Raw genomic sequence first — 26886 nt, forward strand, 5'->3', positions numbered from 1 at the left:
AACCTGAATATTTCGGGGGAGACCATCTCATGACGACCGATACGACGCTTCAGCATCCATCTGCACATCCGGTCTCGCCGATCATCAACGCACTGATGCGCGACAGAGAGCGTCCGATCGTAGAGATGATCGGGGCAGAACCCTGGACCGGAGGAGACATCCTGCGCAAGGTCAGCCAGCTTTCCCAGGCGCTGATGCAGCATGGCATCTCCAACGGTGCGCGGGTTGCACTGCTGGCCGGCAACTCGGTGGAGGTACTGCTGCTGCACAACGCGATCGGGTTCGCCGGTGGCTGCCTGGTCGCCATGCACCCGATGGGCTCGGCAGACGATCACCTCTTCGCAATCGAAGACGGGGAGATCGACGTGCTGATCTTCGATCCAGGCAGATTCACACCGAGAGCGCTGGAGTTACAGGACCGGTCACAGCGGCTGAAGGAAGTCCTTTCGCTCGGCCCCGCGCAGGTCGGTCGGGATCTGCTGGCAGCGGCGGAGAGTTTCGAGCCGGGTCCGCTGACAATGCCGCGGCTCGCACCCTCGACAATCACACGACTTTCCTATTCCGGTGGCACCACGGGTAAGCCCAAGGCTATTCCCGGCTCGCCCCGGGTCGGCGCCCAGGCGCTGCAGATCATGCTCACGGACTGGGAATGGCCGGTGGAACCCCGCATCCTCGCCGTTGTCCCCTTGAGTCATGCAGGGGGCAGTCTGTTCGGGCCGATGCTGCTCAAACACGGAACGATGGTGGTGATGCCCGGGTTCGATGCCAAGGCGGTGCTCGAAGCAATCGAGACCTATCGGATCAACTGCACGATGCTGGTGCCTACGATGATCTACGCGCTGCTGGATCATCCGGATTTCGACCAGTACGACCTGTCCAGTCTCGAAACGGTATTCTATGGTGCATCGCTCATGTCACCGGTCCGACTGAAGGAAGCAATAGAGCGGATCGGTCAGGTGTTCTTCCAGTTCTACGGCCAGGCGGAAGCTCCGATGACGGTTTGCGTGATGCGCCGCTCCGAACACGATCCGACGAATCCTGCGCGTCTTGCCTCCTGCGGCCGGCCGGTGCCCTGGGTCGACGTGCAGCTGCTCGACGACGCGAATACCCCCGTGCCGGAGGGTGAGCCGGGCGAGATCTGTGTGCGTGGACCCCTGGTGATGGATGGATACCTGAATCGGGATGAGCTCAACCGGGAGACCTTTGCGGGCGGCTGGCTGCACACAGGCGACGTGGCCGTCCGGGATCCGGACGGCTTCCTGCGGATCGTGGACCGGAAAAAGGACATGATTGTCACCGGTGGCTTCAACGTTTTTCCAAGCGAAGTCGAGAATGTCATTGCGCAGCACCCTGCGGTTGCTCAGGTCTGCGTATTCGGGACGCCGGACGAAAAGTGGGGTGAGGCGGTTACCGCCGCCATCGTGCTGCGACCGGGTCAGCACACCGATGCAGCCGAGATCGCTGCCCTGGTTCGCGAGCACAAGGGACCGGTCCAGTCACCCAAGCGGGTCGAGTTTGTCGACTCGATTCCGCAGACGGCGGTTGGAAAGCCCGACAAGAAGGCCCTGCGCAAGCGATTCGGTGGTTGAAGGCAACCTGCTGGCTGAACTCAAAAGACAGAACAGGCGGAGATCGACAGGTGCCCGGAACCCAATCAGATCCACCAGTTGCGCCTGCAATCAAAGCGCTTGATGTGCAGGAAGCAATTGCGGCGATCGAGAAGCAAACAAAAACAGCTGCACAGACGCAGCATGTAAGAATTTCTGAAGCGCTCGGCTGTTTCGCCGCTCAGGATATCGCCACCCCGATCAATCTGCCTCCGTTTCCCGCGTCCGCCATGGACGGCTACGCGCTCGACTCCCGCCAGCTGTCGGGTGATCCTCCCTACCGGCTCAATGTGGTCGGGGAGAGCCTTGCGGGCCACGCCTATCGCGGCACCATCCTGCCCGGACAATGCGTGCGCATCACCACAGGGGCACCCGTACCCGCCGACGCGGATGCGGTGGTCATTCAGGAAAACTGCACCCGGGACGGTGATGCATTGACGATCCACGTGCACGTCCCGACGCACAACAATATCCGCCCGACCGGTAACGACATTCGCGCGGGATCGGTTCTGGTGTCATCCGGCAAGCGACTGAACGCCTTCGATATCGGCTGGCTGTCCGCCTGCGGTGTGGCAGAAATAACCGTCCGAAAGCCCGTGAGGGTTGCGCTGTTCTCCACCGGCGATGAGCTCGTGGAGGCCGGTGAACCACTCACCGAGGGATGTATCTACGATGCCAACAGGATACTGCTCACTCAGCTGCTGCGCGCCCAGCCGGTAGTCATTCACGACCTCGGTATCCTGCCGGACGATATGGATGCGCTGCGTACGGCGCTCACCGGCGCCGCGGCAGAGAGCGATCTCCTGCTCACTTCGGGAGGCGTTTCCGTCGGTGACGCCGACCTGGTGCGGGACGTGGTTGAAGAACTCGGCAGAATCGATTTCTGGCGGATCCGGATCAAGCCCGGCAAACCCCTCGCGTTCGGACACATCGGGCCTGCCGCGTTCCTCGGCCTGCCCGGCAATCCGGCATCCGCCGTGGTGACGTTTCTGCTGTTCGGACAACCCCTGATCCGCAAACTGGCAGGGGGTCTGCCACGCCGGCGGATCTATTACCCCGCGACACTGGATCACCCGATCCCGCACAGCCCGGGTCGGGACGAATTCCGCAGGGGGTGTCTCGACTTCAGCGCAGGGCGTCTGCTCGTGAGCAGCCGTGACGATCAGTCCTCGAATCGCCTGGCCTCGTTCTCGAATGCAGACTGCCTGATTCGCATTCCCGGAGAACGCGCGGACCTCGATGCCGGAACCGTGGTCGAGGTCCTGCCATTTTTCGGGCTGATCTCTGAGCGCTGACTCTGTTGTCGGTGTCTACAGTGGCAGTGACTAGCGCTTCATGATCGTGACGGATATCGCGCCTTCGCCCGCCGGGGTGGTACCGCCTGCGTTCTGCGCCAGTCCAACTTTCGCCCCTTCGACCTGTCGTTTCCCCGCCCGATCCGACAGGTGCCAGTAGAGTTCGACCACCTGCCGGATACCCGTCGCCCCGATCGGATGGCCCTGGCATTCCAGGCCGCCTGAAACATTGATGGGAAGTCTGCCTCCGAGCCTGCTGTGTCCTGCCTCCGCAAAGGGGCCGCCCTCACCGGGCGCACAGAACAGCAGACTTTCGCTTGAACTGATCTCGCCCATGGCAGTGGCATCGTGCACTTCCGCGAGGTCCACATCCTCAGGACCCAGCCCGGCCTGCTCATAGGCTTTCTTCGCCAGCACCGTCAGATTGCTTTCGGATCGATCCCCACCCACCCGGGCGCTTCCCAGCACACAGGACGAAATCTCCACCCGATGGGATGCGCCGCGCTTTTTCGCGAATGCCGGGCTGCAGATTACTGCCGCTGCGACCCCGTCACCGATGGGTGAACACATCAGACGTGTCAGTGGAAAGGCCACATCCGGCGAAGCCAGCACTTCCTCGATGCTGTAGTCCTGCTGATACTGGGCCAGCGGGTTCATCGACGAGTGCCAGTGATTCTTCGCCGCTACCGCCGCCAGCTGTCGCTGAGTGGTGCCGTATTTCTCCATATGGAAACGGGCCGCCTGAGCATAGACATCCATGAACACCGTGCGCTGACCTGACTGCGCCTTCTTCGGCTCATTCTGACCCAGCTGCACCTTTGCCTTTGCCGCCTCTTCCGAGGCCTTCATCCGGGCCATGGACTCCTGCAGCACTTCGACATCCATGCAGCCGGTAAACGCCGGCTGCACCCTGGCACGATCCTCGAAGTACATCTTCTCCATACCGACCACGAGGGCGCAGTCGATCTCACCCAGTGCAACCATCGCCATCGCCCCGTTCAGCGCAGTCGCAGACGAAGCACAGGCATTCTCAACGTTGATGATGGGTATGCCGCCAATCCCCATCGCATGAAGAACCACCTGCCCCCGGATGCTCTCCTGGCCCTGCAGCACGCCCTGTGAGGCATTGCCCACGTAGGCCGCCTGGATCTCTGATTTATCCAGCCCGGCGTCCTCGAGGGCGAGATTCACCGCCTCTTCCACCAGAGATTTCAGATTTCGCTGGGTGTGTCTGCCAAAGGCGGTCATGCCACCGCCGATCATCGTCGCTTTCATGTCTGCTTCCTCATTTCCGATTCCTCAGTTCCGATTCCCCGATGTCTTTGCGCCGGTTGAATAGGGACCCCAGCCAGCGCCATCTGCTGATTCTCTGCCACCATAGACCCAGTCGGTTCGACTGTCATCGGGGAACGCCGAGTGCCTCGAGATCGTGAACCTCTGCCTTCACAGTGTCGAATCGTTCGCGCAGAAAACGTTCCTGGGGCTTCTCCGACGCGGTCTTCGGGATTTCGTCCACAATCTGCAGGTAGGAGGGCACGAAATTTGCCTCGAGACCGGCGCGGCAGTGAGCGAGCAGTGCGCGCGGTTCGATCGTCTCTCCCGCCACGGCAACGACAGCGGCCACGACATCTTTTTCCCCGGGAGCCCCTGAGCGGGCTTCCACACCGTAGACGAACACGTCCGACACTGCAGGATGCTCTGCTATAACCTTTTCGACGAAGCCCGGATTGATGAAATCTCCCGAACGGCGAATGCCGCCGCCCTTCCGGTAGTCGAAGAACAGCCAGCCGTCAGCATCCCTGTGCCCGATGTCACCGCTGCGCAGCCAGCCGCCGCGTGTTTTTGCCTGAGAGGCTTCTGGATTGCCATGGTATTCCACACTCGGCGCATCCCCGCTGAGCGGACGCGAGCAGATCTCACCCTGCACACCCGGAGGGCAATCTCTGTCCTGTTCATCGAGTATCCGCATATCGAGGCCTGGCCCGGGTTTTCCAAACGAGCCGATGGGGCCTTCGCCGATCGGTTTGAATGCCAGGCCGCCTTCCACGGCGCCATACCACTCCAGCACCTTCAGGTTGAAGCGCTTTTCGAACGATTCCCATATCGCACGTGGCATTCCAGCGCTGGTGACCATGCGCACCGGATTGTCGCCGTCATCGGCCTTTGCAGGCTCACTGTAGATGGCGGTCGCCATGCCGCCGAGCAGCGAGAATGTGGTGCTGCCATGTTTTCTGCAGATATCCCACAGCCTCGACTTCGTGAATTTCCGGCTGATCACAGCCGGCAGTTCGAGACACAGCGCTGCTGCAAGCGTGACCGCCTGGGCATTGCCGTGTGTGAGAGACAGACCTGTATAAAGTCTCTCATCCTTCTGAAAACCGAACACCCCCGCACCGAGAGCGGCCATCCCGCCGTAGCGTCCGTTCTCCATCACGACACCCTTGGGATCGCCTGTCGTACCGGAGGTATAAATAATCTGCAGCGGATCCCGGGGTGACTCGATGCGCACATCGACGGTGGGCACAGTCCGCTCCTGCAGCTCACCCAGCGACTCCACGCCTGAAAAGAGGTCCATTGGTGGCGCGTCGTCCTCTGTACTTTCCAGCGCCAGTATCGATCTGATCTGTGGCAGATCACCACGAACCTCCTCGAACTGCGCAAGCGCATAGTCCGCGCAGACAAGGCACTTCGCATTCGAGTTATGCAGCGTGTATGCCAGCTTTGCGCCGCGGGTGCGCGCATCGATCGGTACGAACACCGTACCTGTAATCGACGCCGCAATCATGGCTTCGACAAATTCCGGGTGATTGCGCATGAACAGACCAAACCGGTCTCCACGTTCGAGTCCACGCTCGACAAGCGCGGCCGCCAGTGCGTTGGCGCGCTCGAACAGCTGTGCGAAGGTGCGCGTTTCGTCCGGACGTCCTGCACACTCGAAAGTGAGCACCTCGAAATCCGGATTGCGCTCCGCACGGGTTGCGACAATATCGGCGAGAACCATTTCCGAACGTGTCCGGGTCATGCCGGAGCCTCCTCTGGTCGTCAGAACATTCTAAATGCAGCCGCGAATCGTAGCGCGTTCGAGCCGGTTTCACACGGGTGCGACACCTACGCGTTTTCCCGTGTTTTCAGTGTTCTCCGGAGCAGGCCTAATGCGGAACGCGCAGGTGTCCGAGGAGCGGTGCATGGCTATTTCCGACTGGTCCGCCAGGCCCAGAGTGAAGCTGGGACCGATGGGTGCCGAGACCCCTTTTTCGGATCTTGAAGAGGAATTCCTGGGCACTCTGCGGAAATTCGCCCGGGATGTGATGCGGCCTACCGGTGTCGCACTCGATCGCATGACGCCGGAGGAGGTTGCGGCGTCCGATTCACCATTCTGGTCTTTTCGCGAACAGTATCTGCAGCTCGGATTCAATCTGGAGACACTCGGCAGTCTGGACGTTGAAGCGCGATCCAGGCTGTTCCCCATGGCGCTGGAGATTCTCGGCTGGGGAGATTCAGGGCTCGCCATATCCTGTGCCGCTGGACTTCTGCCGCCGTACCTTGCTTGGATGTTCGGCAACCAGGCCCTGCTGGCCCGCTTTCCCGACACCAAGCTCGGCAGCTGGGGCATCACGGAACCCGATCACGGATCGGACAGCCTCGATCCAGACCGGCAGATATTTCACGCCCAGGGCGACTATGGTAGGCCGAACTGCATCGTGACTTTTGAAGGGGATCAGGTGGTCATCAACGGCCAGAAGTCGGCCTGGGTGTCGAACGGTACCATCGCCGAGACCTGTATCCTCTATGCCGCGGCGGATGTCGGCGACGGACCCGATCCGGTCAATGGCTGTGTGGTCATCCTGGGGCTCGATGAGCCCGGGGTTTCGCGCGGCAAGCCGCTCAACAAGCTGGGTCAGCGGGCGCTGAACCAGGGTGAGATCTTCTTCGACAATGTGCGCGTGAGCCGCGATCAGGTGCTCGCCGGCCCCGAAGACTATAAGCGCGCCGTATATGCCATTCACTGCGAAGCCAACGGACTGATGGGCGCGATCTTTACCGGGGTGGCGCAGGCGGCATACGACCTCGCGCTGGACTATGCACATGAGCGCAAACAGGGCGGTGTGCCCATTATCCGCCACCAGAATGTCGCCTACCGGCTGTTTCACATGGCACGCAAGGTAGAGGCCGCCCGGGCGCTTACCCGGAGAGTCGTACTGTTCAACAATACGGCGAGTACTCCGGCGCTGCAGGCCGGTATGATGGCGAAGGTCACTGCCACCCAGACCGCATTCGAAGTGGCCAGCGATGCGCTGCAGATCTTCGGCGGCAACGGCCTGACCCGCGAACACCCCGTTGAAAAGCTCCTGCGTGACGCGCGTGCTTCCATGATCGAAGACGGCTGCAATGAAGTACTGGCCATCAAAGGTGGTGCTTACCTGGCAGACGAAGAGATCGCAGCGCAGTAGTGGCAGCAGGAATCAGAAACTATACCTGACACAGGGAGACCCCCATGGAACTCTTGGAAGTTATCGGTCGTCGTCGATCCATCCGTTTTCTCAAGCCTTACAAACCGGTGGAGAAAGAGAAGATCCAGATCATGTTCGAAGCCGCACGTATCGCCTCCCACTGGGGCAACGTGCAGAGCCTGCGCGGCATTGCGCTGTTCAAGGGTGAAGACGACGACAAGATCAACATCATGCAGGGCGCGATTATCGGCTGGCAGTTCAGGGTCGCGCCCGCAGTCATCGTCTGGTACCTCGACCCGGCGGCTGTAGACGGACAATCCGACCGGCTCATGACTCTGGCGGAAGTCGGTGCGCTCGGTGTTGGCAACCGGCAAACCAGGGAGAGCGGAGTGCGTGAAAAGCTGCTGCCCATATTTCAGGGCATGGGCGAAGTGCTCAAGGGCCCCGGCATCAGCGAAGTCGACTGCGGTCAGGGTATCGCCCAGGCGACCCTCGCTGCTTACAACATGGGACTCGGCACCTGCTGCATCGGTGCCGGCCCGAGAGGACCCGAGCTGATGAAAGCGCTCGGCGTGCCGGACCACTGCCGGCTGCTGCTGGTGCAGACCGTGGGGTACCCCCTGGAGCATTGGGAAGCCGGTGGCCAGCGGCCTCGACTGCCGTTCGATGAACTGTTCAGTATCCACAGCTACGATCAGCCCTATCCGAGAAGCGAGGAAGTCGTGCAGGAGCTGACGGATGCAGGCCTGTTCACCAGACCTGCGCCGCTGCCGGAGCGCGAAGACGAACTGCTGTTCCTGAGAGATGCACTGAAAATCCGGGAACCCGGCGTGCTGTAACGCCCCGCACGGAGCCGGTTCCTGGATCGGATCCGACTGCTTCCATACGCGGACGCCCACACCATGCACGTCAGCACGAGCTGCCACGCGGCTCGTGCGGCGTCGTCCGGGCTCCTTTTCGGGCCAGTCTGGATCGAAGTGCGCCGATCGCGTAGCGTGCGGCTACGCCCGCAATCTCACCCGTTCGATATCTGTCATTCATGTTGCACTGATTACACAGAGATGCAATGGGAGCCATCCGTTGTCTTGTTTCCAGCGCATCACGGATGCTCATTGTCCCGATATCGCCAATCGGTTGAGAGTGGGAAATGTCGTTGAAACAATAGAGGTACTTGCCGGTCGATGAAATCAACAGGTCGGAGTTTCTGGGAGCGCATTTGAATTCATTTCTACTGAACTGCTTCAGAAAATTTGCAGGTCCTTCGATAAAATCCATTTCCTGGGAATGCAACCGGTATTTTCTGATCAGTTGCCGGAGACGAACACTGTCTACATTCAGATCCATGTTTCCACCTGCCCGATTGTACAGCGTCGGCGACATGCTCAGCGCATCGATACCGTTGTCACGAAACCATTTAACGGTTTGAGGCAGTTTGTCGAGACACTCAGGCAGAGGTGTCAGGCTGATGCTCATCCGGGTTTTCCTGAGAATTTTCTTAGCCTGCAGGATGTTTGATTTCACCCGATCGTGATCGAGATTTACGTGAACCTTCTCATAGACTCCGGGATCGATACTGGAGAAGGAGACCATCACGTGCCCGATCCGACCATCCAGACTTCGCAGGCGCCTGGCGTCCAGCAACTGACCATTGGTGACCATGTCGAAGTTCACCGGGTGTTCCCCGACGGCTTCGACAAAATCTTCGAACAGAGGGTGGGTCGTCGGCTCGCCGTAACCTGCAACAACGCATCGGAATACGTCGTCGCTCCTGATTCTCGCTAACGCCTGATCAAACAGATCCCGGGTCATCAATCGCGGCCTGGGTATGTTCTGGCGCGGGCACATCGCACACAGCGCATTACACTTGCTGGTCCATTCCAGATTGATCGCGACCCGGTAGGGTGAGCGCATGTTCATCGGCCGGCACCGTCAACTGCAGGCCGCATGAGAGGGATATGCTGAGCGCAGTAGGGAATGACCTGATCTATCTGTACCAGGATGACCCGATCGGCCCGCTCGAACAGATTCTGATCCCGCCCATGCAGAACCTCCGCCCTGCCATTGACCCGAAGGCGTGCGCCGTCCTGAAAATCCAGGAAGAGGCACCCTACATGGGGATTGACGAGAATATTACCGATACTCATGAAGGCGCCGTTACCATCAAAATCGGGAAACGCGAACGAACGGGGATCGAGCAATCTGATCAGCCCATTGCCGCCACCTTTGAAGGAACAGTCACAGCGCCCCTGATCATCGCTGGTGGCAAGGAAAAAGTACGGCGCACTTTCGAAGCGCTGCAGAAAAGGTTCCGGAATCCGATCCCACAGGAGTTGCTGCCGACGGCCCGCATCCCAGGTTTTTCGAGTGCCCCAGGTATCCTGTGCACGCAGTTCACCCCGATGGAAGTACTCTTCAGACGCCATGTGATATCGCCCTTCGCTTGACTTTCCGTTTGAGGCTGCATTCGGAAGAAAACAATCGAAGTGGCAGTGCTTTGCCGGTTGCCCCATTCCTGCAGGGCATCAGCCGGTCACGAAGAGCATACCCGCCGCTATCGGCAGCGGGTTGCGCAATGGCCTGGAACCGCCGCAGAAGCGGCGGTATCCGGATTTCAGGGAGGTTATCCGCTCTTCAGCGGATTTCCTCACGCAGCTGTTATCAGAACCGGTACCCGGCAGTCACACCATAAGTACGTGGCTCGAGGATGAACACGTTGGTGAAGTTGGCCGAGCTGGCATCGGTGAGGTAACCACCAGTGATGTAGTCATCCCCCTTGATGTTCTTGACGAAGCCTTCCACATGCCACTGTCCATCATTGGCGAAGAGCGTGACCGACGCATTCATCACATCCCAGGAGTCGATCTTGTCCTGATCGGTGTTGTAGATGCGGAAGTAGAAGCTGTCCTGCCAGTAGTAGTCGAAGCGCGGCACCAGTTCGTATCCACCGCCCAGGTGGAAGCTGTACTCGATGCCGATTTTCACTGAAAATTCCGGCGCATTGCCCAGCTGGTTACCGTCCAGCTCCACCGGAATGCCGATCGGAACCTGAACCAGGGCAGGCTGGACGGGAAGCAGATTGCCCGCACCGTCAACGGGTGGGCTGGCGTAGACACTGCCGCAATCCAGGTAGCCGCCACACTGACTCGAATCCCAGACACCGGACACCGGCGCGATGAAGACGTCGGCTCCGGAATTCTTCAGTGTGATCCAGTTCGGATCTCCGTTGGTCGGATCCGCCGGATTCACGCTTGTCGATTTGTCGATCTCGGTATCGAGCCAGGAAAAGAACATATCGAAGCGCAGGCTGTCTGTGGGCATCCAGATCATCTCCGCTTCGAATCCGAGTATCGAGGCGTCGATATTCTCGTTGACGGACGTACGATCGATGATCTTCGTGGTCTGCAGGCCTTCATAGTCGTAGTAGAAGAAGGTTCCATTCAGCTGAACGCGGTTGTCACTGAAGCGGGTTTTTGCGCCGAGCTCCAGCGAGTTGATGTATTCCGGATCGAACGTCTCATCGAACGCACCCGTGAAAGATGGCGGATTGATACCTCCCGACTTGTAACTGCGCGCGAGGGTAGCAAAGAGCATCGCCTCGTCCAGAAAGCTTATGTCGGCGTCATACTCGATACCGAGTTTCCCGGTAGTCTCAGTCCAGGAATCGCCGAAGTCCCGATAGGGTGGAATCGGGCTGTTGCCGGTCGTCCCGAAGCCGTGGAACAGGGGGTCGTTGATGCCTACGGCCATCGCAAACGGCGCAATAGTGCCGTTTAAGAAGCTGCGATTGGACACACCCGGATGGTAAGCCAGTAGCGGGTTGTTCAGCAGTGTCTGACGATCCTTCAGATCCTTGGACTCATCCGAATAACGGATACCGGCGGTGATCCGGGTCCGATCGTTCAGGTCGAAATACAGCTCACCGAACAGTGCCCACGTCTCCAGTTCATAGTCCTTTGTGTCGCTCCTGTAATAGGATACCGGCGCAAATTCTCCATCGACCACAAGGCCCTCTATCGGCGTGAGTGCTGCGCCGGTGTTGAAACGCACATCGTAAATGCCGCTGTCGGTGTTGTGGTCCATATAGAAGGCACCCGCGAGAAAATTCCACTTCGAGTCAATGAAGTCGGACTGCAGGCGGGTTTCGAGGGTATAGGTACTGCCGTCGTAGGCGGAGGTGTCGTACGCATACTGGTATGTGTAGCCGGAAACTGTCGGGTCGGATGGCGTGGTGAGCACCCCCCCGGTGAAGGTCTCACTCGGAACCGCCCAGTCGTAGTCAGTCTGGGTATAGTAATCTGATTCCTGATAGGAGGCGTTGACGGTAAAGGTATAGTTGTCTGTGATGTCCCAGGTGAACTCGGCGTTGTAGATGTCCTCCTCCATCTCATAGATGGGATCGAAGTCCGAATAGACCTTGCGCAGATTGTCTGATTTCACAGAATTCGCGAAGGCGTCGGTGCCCAGCGGATAAAGACCCGGTGTGAAGAAACTGAGAACACCTCCGAGCTGACCGTTGCCGTTGAGTAGCTCGGCTGTCTCGATGTCTGATCCCGGAAGGCATCCGAGACCATAAGGCCAGGGTCGCGGATCCTTCTTGCAGGTCTGGTTGGACGTGCGCATGCGGCCGTCGTTTTCGTCAAAGTGCTGCCAGAAAACGTTCAGCTCCATCGTGTCGCTCGGGATCACCCGTATGCCGAGGCGCGTGGCCCAGAGATCACGGTCATCGATCCGGCTGCCATTGTATTCGTTCTTCGTGAATCCGTCCCGATCGCGCATCATTCCGGAAAAACGCACCTGCAGCCAGTCGGCTACCGGAATGTTGATCATTCCACCGAGTTTCACGTTGTCGTAGTTGCCGAACGAGCCATCTACCGCAACATCGAATTCATCCCCTGCCTTCGCTGGAATGATGTTCATGACACCGCCGGTCGTATTTCGGCCGTACAGCGTGCCCTGAGGGCCGCGCAGCACCTCGATGCGCTCGACATCGAAGAATTCGGATTCGAAGATTGACGTCTGCTGCAGATAGGCTCCGTTAAAGTGAATACCCACACCGGAATCGCCCGAGGTCGCGACCACGCTTCGACCGATACCGCGAATGGAAAGATCCGACTCGGAGTAATTGGTTTTCGTGAAATGAAGGTTGGGCACACTGAACTGTATGTCCATGGCGCCGTCGATGTTTTCGCGCTCGAGCGCCGCCTGATCGAAAGCCGATATCGCCAGCGCCGTGTCCTGCAGAGAGGATTCGCGCTTCTGCGCCGTGACCACTATCTCTTCGATTGGTCCGGACTCGGCAACTGCCTGTGGTGTGAACAGAACAATAGACAACGCGGCGCTGAACACGCCCGCCTTACTGATAATACGCATAGAATCCCCTTGAGATATTCCGTGTTGACCCTTAACTCCATAAACCGATCGAGGACATCCGTGTTTGAGTTTTCTGGAAATGTCCTGCAGCGTATCTGAGCGAACGCAAACCGGCGGCTTTCTTCTGTAAATCGCAGCGGAGGCTAGATGAGTGTGTGCAACAGCGACTTGACCGGGATCAACTTACGACCTGAAAGCTCGAGACTGTAATCCGCAGTCTGGTAACACCAGTTGCACGACCTGCTCTATCTGTCAATTGCCAGCATGAACTCAGCCACTGCAAGCCGGACTTCTTCCGAGAGATAGGCCTGCGGCGGCATCTCGGGCATGTCGCTGCGTTTCTTCACAGGCCGGGCAATGTAATCAGCCAGTGCCTGGGGGCGTCCCTGGTAGATGGCCTGCAGGGCGATTGCCGGTGGCCCGACCGCCTGCACGCTGTACGCATGACAGCCTGCGCAGATACCGTAGTAGGCCGCTTTGCCCTTTTCCTCCGCCGCGATGACACGGCCTTCTACAGGCTGCGGCAGAGTGTAGGTGAGTGTATCTGCCGTCGTCACTATCGAACAGCGGGTGTAGCGATCGAGACCGACCGCCGGATAACGGTATTTATCGGTGATACAACTGCCCGTGCCTTTACTGAGATCCGCAATATCGACCCACCTGGCGTCCGGCCGAACGGCCTGTATGGCTGCCATGATATCCGGCGGTGCTTTCGAGCCGTTTCCCCACATCATATTGCCGAGAATTGCCATACGATCGGGATTCGGCTCAGATTCCGGATCGCTGCGAACACCCGAAATGAACTCCAGACCCACGATGCCGATCCCGATAAAGTCGTTTCCAGTGATGATGTTGTCTTCGATCACCACATCATCGGCTGCCATTACGATAATGCCGGTACCTTGCGGTACGTAGGAGACGATCGAACCCGGAACACCGAAATTCTCGTGATTGTTGTTGATTACGAAATTCTTCCGGATGATTACGTCAAAAGCCGTCTTTATCGGCAGCCCTGGCGTGATAAAGGCAAGAATGCCGCCGGTGTTGTCATGTACATAGTTACCCTCCACGAGCGCATGACGGGTGTTTTCGATTTCAATCCCGGCAACGCTGTCGAAGACCTCGTTGTGGAGTACATCGACGTTGTCACTCATTCCGACGTAAATGGCGGCGTCCTCGATGCCTGACATCACATTGTGTTCGATAATCCCGTTCCTGCCGAATTCGGGAAATATCGCGTACACACCAGCATCGACAATCCAGTTGTTGCGAATCGCAAAGTTGTTTCCGGCCTGACCCATAATGCCGTTGCCTTTATAATTCTGGATCCTCAGGCTCTCAATGGTTATGCCATTGCCTGAGTAAAGCACAGCGTCGTTGAGAACTTTTCCACCTTCGAGTACAGGCCATTGCCCCGCTGTCACGATGCCGCGTAATGTAATGTTGTCTTTGTCGATGTAAACGGTCTCAGCATAGGTACCGGGATGAACAAGAATGCTGTCTCCGGGTTCTGCACCCGTAACAGCTTTCTGAATACTGTCACCATCCCGAACTTCGATCTCCGCACCGGGAGCATACGAGCCCAATACCAGCAGACTAAAACCAACGGCTGTACTCAGAATTGCTTTCATCAAACTGTTCCTGACTATTATGGAGTTGAAATAGGATCATCCGGCCGTCTGCCGGTCGGCACCAATCCCGATGGCACCCGGAGCGGCACGACCGGTGTGAATGACTGGTCTGACAGTGTCCGCAGAAAAGACACCAGAAGATCCAGTTCCGAGTCGCTCAATCGAGGCTCCCAGATGTGCCAGTGAAGATGAAGGTCTTCGTTTGCAGGCACGGCATGCCCACGCCCGTCGGTATAGAACCTGACTGCTTCACGCAGGTCACTAAAACGACCGGAGTGCATGTATGGTGCGGTGAGTGCGATGTTGCGCAGGGACGGCACTCTGAATCCGCCTCGCTGTGATCGTTCTCCCGTGAAAGCTCCTTCACCCGCATCGAACGGGACGCCCGGCGGTTCCGGTGTACCGATTACGGCGATCTCCTGATTGGTGAACAGAGGCGGTGTGTGACACTCCGAACAGCGGGCGACAAATGATCGGAAAATGTTCAATCCCTCGATTTCCTCGTCCGTGAGTGCGGCGGGATACCCGTGTGCATAGTGGTCGTAGCGGCTGTTCAAAGAGATCAGGGTTGATTCGAAGGCTGCAAGCGCCCTGTATACCTGCGCCGGGGTGATCTCCGGCTCACCAAAGGCGATTTCAAACAGACGCCGATAGTCCGGGCTGGCATTCAGTTCGCGGATGAGTTCTGCCTCCGAATTACCCATCTCATCAGCTGCAAACAGAGGACCGCGTACCTGATCTTCAAGTGTGGATGACCTGCCGTCCCAGAACAGCCGGCGCAGAAACGCTACGTTCCACAATGAAGGCGCTGAACGGCGGACTTTTTCACCGGTGATGCCGATGCTTCGATCACGTCCATCGCTGAAGCCATAGTCCGGGTGATGGCAACTCGCACAGGACAGGGTGTGGTCTGCAGACAGCAACGGATCAAAGAAGAGATACCGACCGAGATCGATCTGCTGTGGCCTGAAGCCGTCTCTGGGGGGAGGCAGTCCCGTTCTCAGGCCGCCGACACCGGCGCCCTGCAGAGAGTCGTAAAGAAGGTAGAGCGTTCGCAGGCTGCAGCCATCGTCTACCAGCTCGAACCCGGGTGGACAGGCAGTGTCAAGCTCATACGGCTCTGCGGCGCCGCCGCTCAGCTCCAGAGCGAAACCGGCAAGAGAAAGGGTGCTGCAGATCCACAGCATTCGCGATCCTGGAGACACTGACCATCACCCCCCGCTGCCGTACATTTCAGTTTATGCCTTCAGTCCCGTACTGTGATTTGACCTGGGTCAACTCCTGTACCGGGTAAACGGCGGAAGATTACGGATCCTGGAAGGAAAGGAGCTGGTGTGAATCTCGAATTCCTGATGGATTATCACGCGGATCTCGCACCGGCTCAGCCGATCGGAAAGGGCCCTCTGGGAACGCGGAGCATACATGAAGTAATCGGGGGTACGTTCGCAGGACCCAGGCTGCGCGGCGAAGTACTGACCTGCGGCGGTGACTGGCTGTTAACTGATGATACCGGGGTTGGCAGGCTCGATGTACGTGCGACATTCCGTACACACGATGGCGCCCACATCTATATGCAGTACTTCGGCATAATCGAACTCAACGACCAGTCTGCAAAAGCAGTCAGCGAAGGCGGGAGTACGGAATATGGCGAGCACTACTTCGCGACACAACCTCGATTCGAAACCGGTGATGCACGCTACGGCTGGCTCAACCGTATTGTTGCCGTAGCGGAAGGCAGAATCAGGCCGAATGCTGTGGAGTATCGTGTTTACGCATGCAATCCCGGCGTATGATTCCAGGCTGGTCGAGGGTGTAAGCCACTTGTACAACAGCCAGCCACGGAGGGACCGATGAAGCTACTCGAACGCCTGTTTGGGTCCAGATACAACAAAGATATTCCCTATTCGTATCACGCCAGCTACCGGATCTTCGACAATTCCGACGAATTGACCAGTGACTGGGTCGGTACTACCTTCTGCGCTGTCTGCAATCATCTTCGGAAAATCGGTGTGCAGCCGGCCAATGTCACGATCTACGAGTGCTATGCGGGCAGCAGAGTCGCAATGCCGAAAGAATCGTACGCTGATGAAGACGGTGAGTGGCTTCTCCAGGACAGCCTGTGTCAGGCTCACGTTCGATATGGATCGCCCGGTGCATTTGAAGACTGCAAATTCAATGACCGCGACAAGCTCAGAGTGATCTGAGGATCCGCCGGAGAAACCGCTCTGGGGCGTCTGATGACGACAGCCAGACACTAACCGACCGCCACGTCAGCCTCAGACACCGGATCTCAACTGTGTTTCTGTGCGAAGGCGGTTGCGATAACTCTCCGCTGACGGTACTCGGCGTGGACGTGAATGCCTGTTTATCGCATGAACCTGGTAATCCCGTTTCTGTTGGCTTCAGATATGAAACACCCTGAGTATTTCAATGAGCGTTCGCTACTGGAAATCCGCGCCAGCCTGCCAGTAACAGCCACAGCAGCCGATTCTGAAGAGGATGGTGTGTTCCTCCAGCCCATACCCCTGACCGGCAATTTCTTTTCAGACTCGCACCGGAAAACCATCGACGCTGTTCAGATGCAGCTGTTCCCGGACGACGGCAACGGGCCCAGTGCCCGCGACCTCAACGCACTGCCTTACCTCGAGTGGGCAATGATCGATCCGGTCAATCTGGGTGATGGCGACCCGTCGTTTCTCGCAAACGGCGCTGAATTGCTCAACAGGCTTTCATACGCGGTTCGGGGTTCCGGGTTCGCCGAATTGCAGGAAGATGCGCAGAACGAACTCCTGCACCAGCTTGCCGGGTCGAAGACCGGTGAGAACTGGCTGTCACTCCTGATGTTTTATCTGACAGAAGCGCTTGCGCTCGATCCATACTACGGCGGAAATCCTGACATGGTCGGCTGGCTGTGGCTGGAGCACCGGCCCGGCTTTCCCAGGCCGGTAGCCGGCAAGTCCTATCGTGACTTTGAATAACATCCCGGCACAGCCCATCAGATGACCAGCGTGAAGACCCCGGCCACTCAATACGACGTGTGTGTCATCGGAAGCGGTGCGGGGGGAGCGCCCATCGCCTACGAGTTGAGCAGAGCGGGATATCGAACGGCCGTCCTCGAAAAAGGCGGATGGTACGATGAAGGCGACTTCAAAAAGGACGAAAAACTCTCGCGAAGAAGGATCTTCCGTTCGAAGCTCGGCGAAGAACCACAAGTGCTCGTACAACGGGATGGCGCAGGCCGCTGGGCTGATCAGAAAACCGCCCGATTCTGGGGCGGCAGTATTGTTGGCGGCGCCAGCAACTTCATGAGCGGATATTTTCATCGTCTCAAGCCGCAGGATTTCCGTCTGCTCTCTGAGTTCGGACCGATAGACGGCGCGAATATCGCCGACTGGCCGATCGAGTACGACGACCTGGAGCCGTACTACACCAAAGTCGAAGGGCTGATCGGGGTTTCGGGAGCAGTCGTTGACCATCCCAGCCTCGAGCCTCGATCAACACCGGATTTTCCTTTCCCGCCAACTGCGGAACACCCGATTGCGGGCTGGTTCGACAGAAGTGCACGCGAACTCGGTCTGCACCCGTTGCCGCTGGCACGCGCAATACTGAGTCGGCCCTTCAACGGCCGCGATGCATGTGAATACTCCGGATACTGCGGCGGCTATGGATGTCGCTCAGGCGCGAAAGGCAGCGCGAGGGCTGCACTGCTGAATGAAGCTGTTGTGACAGGACGGTGTGACGTCGTCACCCACGCCAAGGCTTATCACATCAACACGGACAGCCGTGGCAACGCCGTATCCGTCGACTACTACAACGGCCACGGAAACAGCATACGGGTGCACGCCGCTGTCATTGTTGTTGCCTGCTATTCGATCGAATCGAGTCGACTGTTACTTGCCTCTGTGGGTGAGAAACACCCCCATGGGATCGGCAACCGCTATGGTCAGCTCGGTAGAAATCTGCACTGCTGTGCCGGAGGGACCGGACACGGCATCTTCGATCTGACTCAGCTCACACGTCAGCAGGCAGCCGGGCTGAAGCAGAGGGGTCCGTTTTTCAATCGTGCACTTCAGGACTGGTACTTCATAGATGATGAAACCGCTTTCAGACAGCGCATGAAGGGCGGCACGATCGATTTCGTCTTCGACTCACCCACTCCCACCGCGGATGCCAACACGCTTAAATGGGATCAGGACCATCGCCTGATATGGGGCAGCGCATTCAAACAGCGGCTGAAATCACATTTCACCGAATCCAGCGACTTCAAATTCGAAGTGTTCTGCGACTGGTTGCCCACCGATGACTGCAATGTCAGCCTCGATGGCGCGACGACCGACAAATGGGGCTCCCCTGTCGCGCGTGTGCAGATCCACAACCATCCTCATGATCTGAAGGTGGCCGGCTACCTCGTCGACAAAGGGGTTCAAGTCATGAGACAGATGGGCGCACATCGATACTTCGGCAACGCGTTCACCGCCCCGACGACGAATCTGATAGCCGGTGGACTGCGTTTCGGCAGAGATCCTGAAACCTCCGCCCTCGATCGCGATTGTCGGGTCCATGGTACCGACAACCTTTTCGTAACCGATGGCAGCTTCATGCCCACCGGAGGCAGTGTGACGCCGACATGGACGATCTACGCGAATTCCTTCCGAGTGGCCGACCGTATCGTCGCGGACCTCGGCGGCACCAGAACGCCGGTTCCGGAACCGGACCAGGCAACATGAATCTGCAATGAAGCGCTATTCGCTTTTCAGCAATCCTGCGAACCTCAGCGGTTTCAGGGTCACAGTGGCCAGTTCGGGACGCTCCGTGTTCGTACCGCCCGGCTGCAGTATTCTGGATGTACTCCTGAGGGCCGGGATCAAAGTCCCATTCAACTGCGGGGACGGGAAGTGTGGTGTATGCGAAGTTCGCGTCGTCCGGGGAACGCCCGATCACCGCGACTCGGTACTGACCGAGGCGGAAAAGGCCGGCAACCGCTCGATTATCGTCTGCTGTTCAGGATCCCTGAGTTCCGAGCTCGTGCTGGATCTCTGAGCAGCGGGGCCGGTCTGCGCAGGCGCCTCGCAACAGGCATTTTTATCACGCCGAACAGCGTCATCCCCGTTTCGCCCGCTACCCGCAGCCCTCCCGTTGTCTGCCACGTGCGCCGGAGCTGGCAGACGGCAGCAGATTTCCAGTCATGGGTTGCAGGCAGCTGATCCCGCAGATAAGATAGTAACCAGTTACTATCTTAATGGTTTCGTTCATGGTCGTCGTACCTCAGCTGGAATGGTTAGCGCTCAGTCGGGATGGCGAAAGTCCAGCCAGCGCGCCGCATGCCGAAGCCAACGAGAAAGCGACATGAGTTCTGACCGGAAACATCTTCCGGCCGATGAGCGGCGCGCAGTAACTGTGAAGGCTGTGGTGGAGCTGGCGGGATCGCGAAACCCCAGCGAAATCACCACGGCCGCCATCGCGAAGCACATGCAGCTGACTCAGGGCGCCCTGTTCCGGCATTTTCCCAATAAAGACGCCATCTGGCAGGCCGCCATGGAATGGGTCGCGGGGCGACTCCTGAGCCGCATTGATCAGGCGGCTGAGCAGGTCGATTCACCCCTGGCAGCCCTGGAAGCGATGTTCATGAGTCACGTCGAGTTCGTGGTCGCTCATCCCGGCGTGCCCAGAATGATGTTCAGCGAACTGCAGCGTCCTGGATCGACACCCACCAAGCGCATGGTCCAGACGCTGATTCAGCACTACGGAGAACGCCTGCAGCGCCTGATCGAGAGGGGCAAAGACCACGGCGAGGTATCGACCGCACTGGACACCCAGGCCGCAGCAATGCTGTTCATCGGCACAATTCAGGGGCTCGTCATGCAGTCACTGATTGCAGGCGAAGTGCAGCGCATGCTCATCGACGCGCCTCGAGTGTTTGCCATTTACCGCCGCGGTATCGGGAACACACCATGAAATCCCGAGAGGGGAATCACCAGCTATCAGCCGCCGGAGAGAAGCAATCATGACCATACACAAGCAGCGCACCATCTGGATTTCAGCGATCTCCGTGATCGCGCTCGGCTTCGGTCTTCTGACCATCAGGGAAGGCGGTATGGTCCTGTTCGGCAGCGAAGCAGCGCGCGCCGCAGCTGGTAATTTCGTCCCCTTCGTCCTCTGGTTCAATTTCATCGCGGGATTTGTCTATGTCATCGCCGGTGCCGGTCTATGGATACAGCGTCGCTGGGCCGCGTGGCTGGCCGTCGCCATTGTTACATCGACAGCGCTCGCGTTCGTGGCTTTCGGGGTGCATGTGTTGCTCGACGGAGCGTATGAACAACGGACCCTGATTGCCATGAGCCTGCGGACACTGATCTGGGCGGCGATAGCGGGGATAGCGTGGCATCAGCTGCTTCAACACGAGCCAGCCGGCGCCGATGCTGACGCCCCTGATGGGATCGACCAGCCGTGAACATCCGGTGCCTGCAGCATGTGCCCTTCGAAGGACCAGGATATATCGACGAGTGGGTCGGACGCGGCCAGCACCAGCTCGACGCAACTCGGCTCTATCGTGGCGAACAGCTGCCGACGATTGAAGATATTGACATGCTCGTGGTGATGGGAGGCCCTATGGCCATCCACGAGGAACGCAGTTATCCCTGGCTAACCGAGGAAAAACGGTTCATTGAGCGGGCGATCGCCGCAGGTTGCAGTGTGCTGGGCGTCTGTCTGGGATCGCAACTCGTCGCCGATGTTCTCGGCGCGAAGGTGTACGCCAACAGCAATAAGGAAATCGGCTGGTTTCCGATCGAACGGATGGGGGCAGCATCCACGAGCGGTTTGTTCTCTCTATTCCCCGAGCGGATCGAAGTGTTTCACTGGCATGGCGACACCTTCGACATTCCAGCCGGCGCTCTGCACGTCGCACGCAGCGAGGGTTGCGTAAACCAGGCCTATGTCTACGACGAGCGGGTCGTTGGCCTGCAGTTTCATCTGGAGGCCACTCCGGCCAGCGCACAACAACTCATCGCCCACTGCGCAGAGGAGATCGTTGAGGGTCGTTACATCCAGACGGCGCAGGAAATGCTCGAAGACCCACACCGGTTCGCCAACATCAATCGCGTCCTGCACGACCTGCTGGACCGGCTCGCGGCCGGAACCCCGGACCGGCGCCCACCAGGGGGACGGGCAGGAGGGACATATGCCTCGTAAGATTTCCGTTGCCATCGTTCTCATCGCCCTCGTTGCTGTAGCAGGTACTGGTTTATGGACTGTGTTGTTCAAACCGACGGGCCTGCCGCCCGAAGGATTTGCCCGTGGTAATGGCCGAATCGAGGCAGACCTCATCGACATTTCTCCGCGCCTGGCCGGACGGGTGGCTGAGATCACGGTTCGTGAGGGCGATCGCGTACGGCCAGGTGATGTGCTGGCAGTCATGGACACAACCGAACTGAAATCACAACTGATGCGCGCCGAGGCGGCAATCGCGAGCGCCGAGTCCGCAGTTGGTGTGGCTGCGGCACAGGTGACTGAGGCGGAAGCAAAACTGGCACTGGCACGCAATGAGCAGGCCCGCGCCGAAACGCTCAGTACGCGCGACCTGCTCTCACGCCAGGATCTCGATATACGACGCACCGAGACACAGGTGGCAGAGGCTGCTCTGGTCGCTGCAAAGGCAAACCTGCGAGCCCGGGAGCGCAGCGTCGACGCCGAAGCGGCCGCGCATGCCGAGATCGCGGCGCGTATTGCCGACAGCACACTGTCTGCGCAGAGCGAGGGACGGGTACTTTACCGACTCGCGCAGCCGGGGGAGGTTCTCGGCAGCGGCAGCAAACTGCTGACGCTGGTCAGCCTCGAAGAAGTTTATATGGAGTTTTTTCTACCGGCTTCCGAGGCGCCCCGCGTGAGGATAGGGGACGAGGCACGGATCATCCCGGACATCATGCCGAACACATCCGTACCGGCGTTCGTCTCTTTCGTCTCGCCACAGGCTCAGTTCACACCCAAGCAGGTCGAAACTGCAACCGAGCGCGAGAGCCTGATGTTTCGTATCCGTGTGCGGATTCCGGCAGAACTGATCACGGCGCGGATGGATCAGGTCAAAACGGGCGTGCGTGGTGTCGCCTGGGTTCGTCTCGCCGGGGACGACGGCAGTCTGCCGGACTGGCCGGAGGGACTGGTGCCGCCACTGGTTGCTACACCCACTCCCGCTGCGATCGAGTAGTCATGACCAGACCCACCAGCGTCGCCCGTCTCGAAGGCGTCCGCCACCGCTATGGCAAGGTCGCTGCGCTCAACGAAGTGACGCTGGCACTGCCGGCGGGACGGATGGTGGGCCTGATCGGGCCAGATGGTGTAGGCAAATCAACCCTGATGGGCCTGATCGCCGGCGCCAAACGCCTGCAGCAGGGTCAGGTATTTACCCTGGACGGCGACATGGCGGATGCCCGCCACCGTGCTGTCACGGGCGGCCGCATCGCCTACATGCCCCAGGGGCTCGGACGCAATCTCTATCACGATCTCAGCCTGCGCGAGAATCTCGAGTTCTTTGGCAAGCTGTTCGGCCAGGGACGGACTGAGCGTGCTGCGCGTATCGAGCGATTGACGCAGGCCACCGGCCTGCATCCTTTCCTCGACCGTCTCGCAGGCAAATTATCAGGTGGGATGAAGCAGAAGCTGGGACTGTGTTCGGCACTGATTCATGACCCGGATTTTCTGCTCCTGGACGAGCCCACGACCGGAGTCGACCCACTGTCGCGCCGCCAGTTCTGGGATCTGATCGATGCAATTCGCTCCGACCGGCCGGGCATGAGTGTGCTGGTATCCACGGCCTACATGGAAGAAGCGGCGCGCTTCGATCATCTGGTGGCGATGAATGCAGGCCGGGTACTGGCCGAGGCCAGTCCGCAGACGCTGATGCGTCAGACCGGCACCGGCTCGGTCGGCGAGGCTTTTGTCACCCTACTGCAGTCCGGCACTGACAGTACCGCTGTTGCCACGGACCACCCGTCGAATGCCGCGTTGCCCGCCGACACCGGCGAACCAGCAATCCGCGCACGCGCACTGACCCGGCGCTTCGGCGATTTCACGGCCGTGGAGTCGGTCAGTTTCGACATTGCCCGGGGCGAGATCTTCGGCTTTCTCGGCTCCAATGGCTGCGGCAAGACCACCACCATGAAAATGCTGACCGGGCTGCTGCCCGCCTCCGAGGGTGAAGCCTGGATCTTCGGTCAGCCAGTGGATGCACAGGACCCGAACGCCCGCCGCCGTGTGGGATTCATGTCGCAGAGCTTTTCGCTGTATGGCGAACTGAGCGTCCGCGAAAACCTGCTGCTGCACGCCCGGCTGTTTCACCTTGGCAAAGCACTGACCAATCAGCGAATGAATGATCTGGTGCCGCGCTTCGGTCTTGAACCCTATCTGGACCAGCGCGCCGAGGCACTGCCACTGGGCCTGCGCCAGCGTCTGTCACTCGCAGTGGCGGTGATTCACGCCCCGGAGATCCTGATCCTGGACGAGCCGACATCAGGCGTCGACCCCCAGGCCCGTGATGAGTTCTGGCGCCTTCTGCTGAATCTTTCCCGCAAAGATCGCGTGACGATCTTCATTTCGACCCATTTCATGGACGAGGCTCTGCGATGTGATCGCATTTCCCTGATGCACGCCGGCCGCGTACTGGTTACCGACACACCAGCGGGGATCGTTCGTTCACGTCACACCGAAACGCTGGAAGAGGCCTTTGTCGACTATATCTCCGCCGAGATCCCCGCCGAAACGACCATCAGCACCGGGCTGGCCATCGCACCTGCAGACACCCGCCCGGCGCAGCGCACTTCCGGCTTCAGCCTGCGCCGTTTACTCGCATTTACCGCCCGGGAGGCGATGCAGGTTCGCCGTGATCCGATACGGCTGGCATTTGCCTTTCTGGGGAGCGCGCTGCTGCTGCTGATCATGTCGTTCGGTATTTCCCAGGAGGTGCGCAATATTCCTTTTGCCGCACTCGATCAGGACAGCAGTCCCGAAAGCCGCGCTTATCTTTCGACATTCGAAGACTCTGTCTGGTTTCGGGGGCATGCACCGCTCCTGGGGATAGACGAGCTCGAGCAGCGACTGGCCAGCGGCGAACTGGCCCTGGCACTGCAGGTCCCTACCGGCTTTGGTGCCGAACTGCGGCGCGGTGGTGTGACAGAAGTGGCGGCGACCATCGATGGGGCAGATACCGGACGCGCCGGTACCATCGAAAGCTATGTCTGGGGCGCTCACGCGCAGGCACTGGCCGGTACCGCTGGTGCGGTACCTGCGCTCGATATGCTCGCAGGACCGACGGCACAACCTGTCGTACTTGAACCTCGCTTTCGCTACAACCCGGCGATGGCCAGTCTGCCGGCAATCGGCCCCTCCATACCGCCGCTGCTCCTGCTGCTGTTTCCGGCGATCCTGATGGCTGTCAGTGTGGCGCGCGAGAAGGAAATCGGAACCATCACGAATTTTTACGTCACCCCCACGGGTCGAGCAGAGTTTCTGATCGGCAAACAGCTGGTATACGTCGGTATTACGCTGTTGAATTTCGTGATTCTCACCGCGCTGGTGGTGCTGGTGCTGGGGGTGCCAATGCGCGGCGACCCGCTGCTGCTGATACTGGCATCGCTGGTGTATGCGGTAGCGGCGACGGGCTTCGGGCTGATGGTGTCAATGCTTACCGCGACCCAGGTCACAGCAGTGTTCGCCAGCACCATTCTCTCTGTGATGCCGACGCTGCAGTTCTCCGGCATGATGGAACCCGTCTCTTCGCTCCAGGGCCCGGCCCGGCTGATGGGCACCTTCTGGCCCACGACCTGGTATATGGCCATCAGCGTCGGCAGTTACACCAAGGGGCTGGGGCTGGCGGATCTGAGTGGAGCGCTGATTCGACTGGCTGTCTTCGGCCCGGTATTCACCGGGCTTGCCATACTCGTATTGCGGAAGCAGGAGCGCTGATCGTGCAGCGCCTGGCCAATATTTTCTGGCTCTTCGGCAAGGAGCTGAAAAGCGTACTGGGCGATCCGGTGATGGTGGTTCTGATCCTCTGGTCGTTCGTTGTTGCCGTAATCCTGGAGGCAAGTGGTGCGGGGGATACGGTACGCAATGCCGCGATCGCTCTGGTCGATGAGGACCAGTCCGCCCTGACCCGGCAGATTTCCTCGGCGCTGGTACCACCCTGGTTTCAGGAGCCCATCGCCATGGCCCCCGAGCAGGCGGGCGCCGCCATGGACCGGGGGCAGATCATGTTCGCGTTGTCCTTCCCGCCCGATCTCGCAGCCGACGCGATCGCAGGGAAATCACCCACAGTCCAGCTTCAGGTTGATGCCACGGCTGTGTCACAGGCGCAGCTCGGCACAGACTACATCAGCAATATCGTGCAGACTGAAGCTCGTGCATTTCTGTCCGGCAGCCCAGCCGCACCCGATCCACGGGTGCGGCTGGAACTGCGCCGCGCCTTCAATCCGAATGGCAATCCGGTCTGGTTCAAAGCGGTATCCTCGTTGCTCAACCAGCTGTCGCTGCTGACCATCGCGTTGACCGGCGCGGCGATGCTGCGCGAACGGGAACACGGCACCATCGAGCATCTGATGGTGATGCCGCTGACCCCAGTAGAAATAGCGCTGTCCAAGGTTCTGGCGACGATGACCGTGGTGCTGGTGGCCTTCATCGGTTCGCTGCTCTTCGTTGTGCAAGGGATCCTGCAGATACCGCTGGCAGGATCAGTGCCACTGCTCGTGGCGGGTGCGGCGGTGTACCTCTGGGCGGCCGCGGCCATCGGGATGTTCCTGGGTACGCTGGCTCGCAGCATGGCGCAGTTCGCGTTACTGGTGATCATGGTGATCATTCCGGTGATCATGTTGTCCGGTGGTATGGGCGCGGTGGAGAGCCAACCCGAGAGCGTTCAGCGCCTGACTCTGGCACTACCGTCGCGCCACTTCCTCAGTTTTGCCAAGGCGGTCGCCTTTCGCGGTGCCGGAACAGGTTCTGTGTGGATCGAACTGCTGCTGATGGCGGGACTGGGGGCTGCCTTTTTCGGCGCGAGCCTTGCTCTTTTTCGCCGGTCGATGAGTCTGAGCAGCTGAAGGACTTTAAACACCCGCACGAAATCCATGTCTCTCCTGGAACCGCGCCGGTCGTGCTGAGCGGTGCGTCACGCAGCAGTGCTGGGCTCTATTATCCGATGACGCTGCGGCCGGAATCGACACGTCAGTGTCGGTTTTTCTTACAGAAACCGTCTCCGCCGAATCTCCGATATAGCTGGAAATAAGAGGAATTTGAGGCCGCTAGACGAATTTCTGCGGTATACCCTGTCGGATTTTTTTACAACACATTCGGCGCTACCTCCGAAAACCACTCTAATACTCTGATTTAACGCTAGAAAATATTACTGGCCCGATCCCTGCTTAACTCGGCTGGTGCCCAAGCTGGCACACTGGTCCGTTACAGGAAACGTATCGAGATGAGCCTGTTTGCAGACCATTCGGCATGCACCCCGTGGAGACCGGGGTAAAAACAACGACAACATCCCTGG

General features: G+C 59.1%; 21 protein-coding genes. 14 read left to right on the forward strand and 7 right to left on the reverse strand.

Going from position 1 to position 26886, the window contains the following annotated elements:
- Positions 1-29 precede the first annotated feature (29 nt).
- Positions 30-1589 (forward strand): AMP-binding protein, encoded by a 1560-nt coding sequence (locus tag R3E82_21735; GenBank protein ID MEZ5553517.1) that lies wholly within the window; start codon positions 30-32, stop codon positions 1587-1589.
- 50 nt (positions 1590-1639) lie between these two features.
- Positions 1640-2902 (forward strand): molybdopterin molybdotransferase MoeA, encoded by a 1263-nt coding sequence (locus R3E82_21740; protein MEZ5553518.1) that lies wholly within the window; start codon positions 1640-1642, stop codon positions 2900-2902.
- Between the two features lie 30 nt (positions 2903-2932).
- Here the strand turns inward: R3E82_21740 and R3E82_21745 are convergent, their stop codons facing one another.
- Entirely contained in the window at positions 2933-4177 is a 1245-nt protein-coding gene (locus tag R3E82_21745; GenBank protein ID MEZ5553519.1) for a thiolase family protein, read from the reverse strand.
- 124 nt (positions 4178-4301) lie between these two features.
- A complete protein-coding gene (locus tag R3E82_21750; protein MEZ5553520.1) occupies positions 4302-5924 on the reverse strand; it encodes an AMP-binding protein in 1623 nt (540 codons plus the stop codon).
- Between the two features lie 163 nt (positions 5925-6087).
- On the opposite strand from R3E82_21750, the gene R3E82_21755 reads away from it, so the two are divergent.
- Together R3E82_21755 and R3E82_21760 are read left to right on the forward strand one after the other, a co-directional pair.
- Positions 6088-7353, forward strand: coding sequence for an acyl-CoA dehydrogenase (locus R3E82_21755; GenBank protein MEZ5553521.1), 1266 nt, complete (start codon positions 6088-6090; stop codon positions 7351-7353).
- 44 nt (positions 7354-7397) lie between these two features.
- Complete coding sequence (locus R3E82_21760; protein ID MEZ5553522.1) at positions 7398-8192, forward strand: nitroreductase family protein; 795 nt, start codon at positions 7398-7400, stop codon at positions 8190-8192.
- Positions 8193-8262: 70 nt separating this feature from the next.
- On the opposite strand, the gene R3E82_21765 is transcribed toward R3E82_21760, so the two are convergent.
- The 5 genes from R3E82_21765 to R3E82_21785 all read right to left on the reverse strand — a co-directional run bounded on the left by R3E82_21765 (position 8263) and on the right by R3E82_21785 (position 15541).
- Positions 8263-9270, reverse strand: a complete 1008-nt coding sequence (locus R3E82_21765; GenBank protein ID MEZ5553523.1) for a radical SAM protein — start codon at positions 9268-9270, stop codon at positions 8263-8265.
- Entirely contained in the window at positions 9267-9776 is a 510-nt protein-coding gene (locus R3E82_21770; protein ID MEZ5553524.1) for a pyridoxamine 5'-phosphate oxidase family protein, read from the reverse strand. Before R3E82_21770 ends, R3E82_21765 begins: the two co-directional genes overlap by 4 nt.
- Before the next feature lie 235 nt (positions 9777-10011).
- A complete protein-coding gene (locus R3E82_21775) occupies positions 10012-12723 on the reverse strand; it encodes a TonB-dependent receptor (GenBank protein MEZ5553525.1) in 2712 nt (903 codons plus the stop codon).
- A 245-nt stretch (positions 12724-12968) separates the two neighbouring features.
- Positions 12969-14354, reverse strand: a complete 1386-nt coding sequence (locus R3E82_21780; protein MEZ5553526.1) for a parallel beta-helix domain-containing protein — start codon at positions 14352-14354, stop codon at positions 12969-12971.
- A 17-nt stretch (positions 14355-14371) separates the two neighbouring features.
- Positions 14372-15541, reverse strand: a complete 1170-nt coding sequence (locus tag R3E82_21785; GenBank protein ID MEZ5553527.1) for a cytochrome c peroxidase — start codon at positions 15539-15541, stop codon at positions 14372-14374.
- A 147-nt stretch (positions 15542-15688) separates the two neighbouring features.
- On the opposite strand from R3E82_21785, the gene R3E82_21790 reads away from it, so the two are divergent.
- From R3E82_21790 to R3E82_21835, 10 genes are all read left to right on the forward strand, one after another.
- Positions 15689-16147, forward strand: a complete 459-nt coding sequence (locus tag R3E82_21790; protein ID MEZ5553528.1) for a DUF3237 domain-containing protein — start codon at positions 15689-15691, stop codon at positions 16145-16147.
- 57 nt (positions 16148-16204) lie between these two features.
- On the forward strand, positions 16205-16558 hold the full coding sequence (locus tag R3E82_21795; GenBank protein MEZ5553529.1) for a hypothetical protein: 354 nt from the start codon (positions 16205-16207) through the stop codon (positions 16556-16558).
- A 204-nt stretch (positions 16559-16762) separates the two neighbouring features.
- Positions 16763-17332: a hypothetical protein gene (locus tag R3E82_21800; GenBank protein MEZ5553530.1), complete on the forward strand. Its 570-nt coding sequence runs from the start codon at positions 16763-16765 to the stop codon at positions 17330-17332.
- A gap of 21 nt (positions 17333-17353) precedes the next feature.
- The gene (locus R3E82_21805; protein MEZ5553531.1) at positions 17354-19081 is read left to right on the forward strand and encodes a GMC family oxidoreductase; all 1728 of its coding nucleotides are present in this window, start codon (positions 17354-17356) and stop codon (positions 19079-19081) included.
- Positions 19082-19700: 619 nt separating this feature from the next.
- Entirely contained in the window at positions 19701-20309 is a 609-nt protein-coding gene (locus tag R3E82_21810; GenBank protein ID MEZ5553532.1) for a TetR/AcrR family transcriptional regulator, read from the forward strand.
- A 49-nt stretch (positions 20310-20358) separates the two neighbouring features.
- On the forward strand, positions 20359-20805 hold the full coding sequence (locus tag R3E82_21815) for a hypothetical protein (GenBank protein MEZ5553533.1): 447 nt from the start codon (positions 20359-20361) through the stop codon (positions 20803-20805).
- On the forward strand, positions 20802-21545 hold the full coding sequence (locus R3E82_21820; GenBank protein MEZ5553534.1) for a type 1 glutamine amidotransferase: 744 nt from the start codon (positions 20802-20804) through the stop codon (positions 21543-21545). The genes R3E82_21815 and R3E82_21820 overlap by 4 nt, the downstream gene beginning before the upstream one ends.
- The gene (locus R3E82_21825) at positions 21535-22557 is read left to right on the forward strand and encodes an efflux RND transporter periplasmic adaptor subunit (GenBank protein ID MEZ5553535.1); all 1023 of its coding nucleotides are present in this window, start codon (positions 21535-21537) and stop codon (positions 22555-22557) included. The genes R3E82_21820 and R3E82_21825 overlap by 11 nt, the downstream gene beginning before the upstream one ends.
- 2 nt (positions 22558-22559) lie before the next feature.
- Positions 22560-25310 carry a ribosome-associated ATPase/putative transporter RbbA gene (gene rbbA / locus R3E82_21830; GenBank protein MEZ5553536.1) on the forward strand — a complete coding sequence of 917 codons (2751 nt, stop codon included), beginning with the start codon at positions 22560-22562 and terminating at the stop codon, positions 25308-25310.
- 2 nt (positions 25311-25312) lie between these two features.
- On the forward strand, positions 25313-26437 hold the full coding sequence (locus R3E82_21835; GenBank protein MEZ5553537.1) for an ABC transporter permease: 1125 nt from the start codon (positions 25313-25315) through the stop codon (positions 26435-26437).
- Positions 26438-26886 lie beyond the last annotated feature (449 nt).

It is taken from the genome of Pseudomonadales bacterium, from assembly GCA_041395945.1.
Lineage (GTDB): Bacteria > Pseudomonadota > Gammaproteobacteria > Pseudomonadales > Azotimanducaceae > SZUA-309.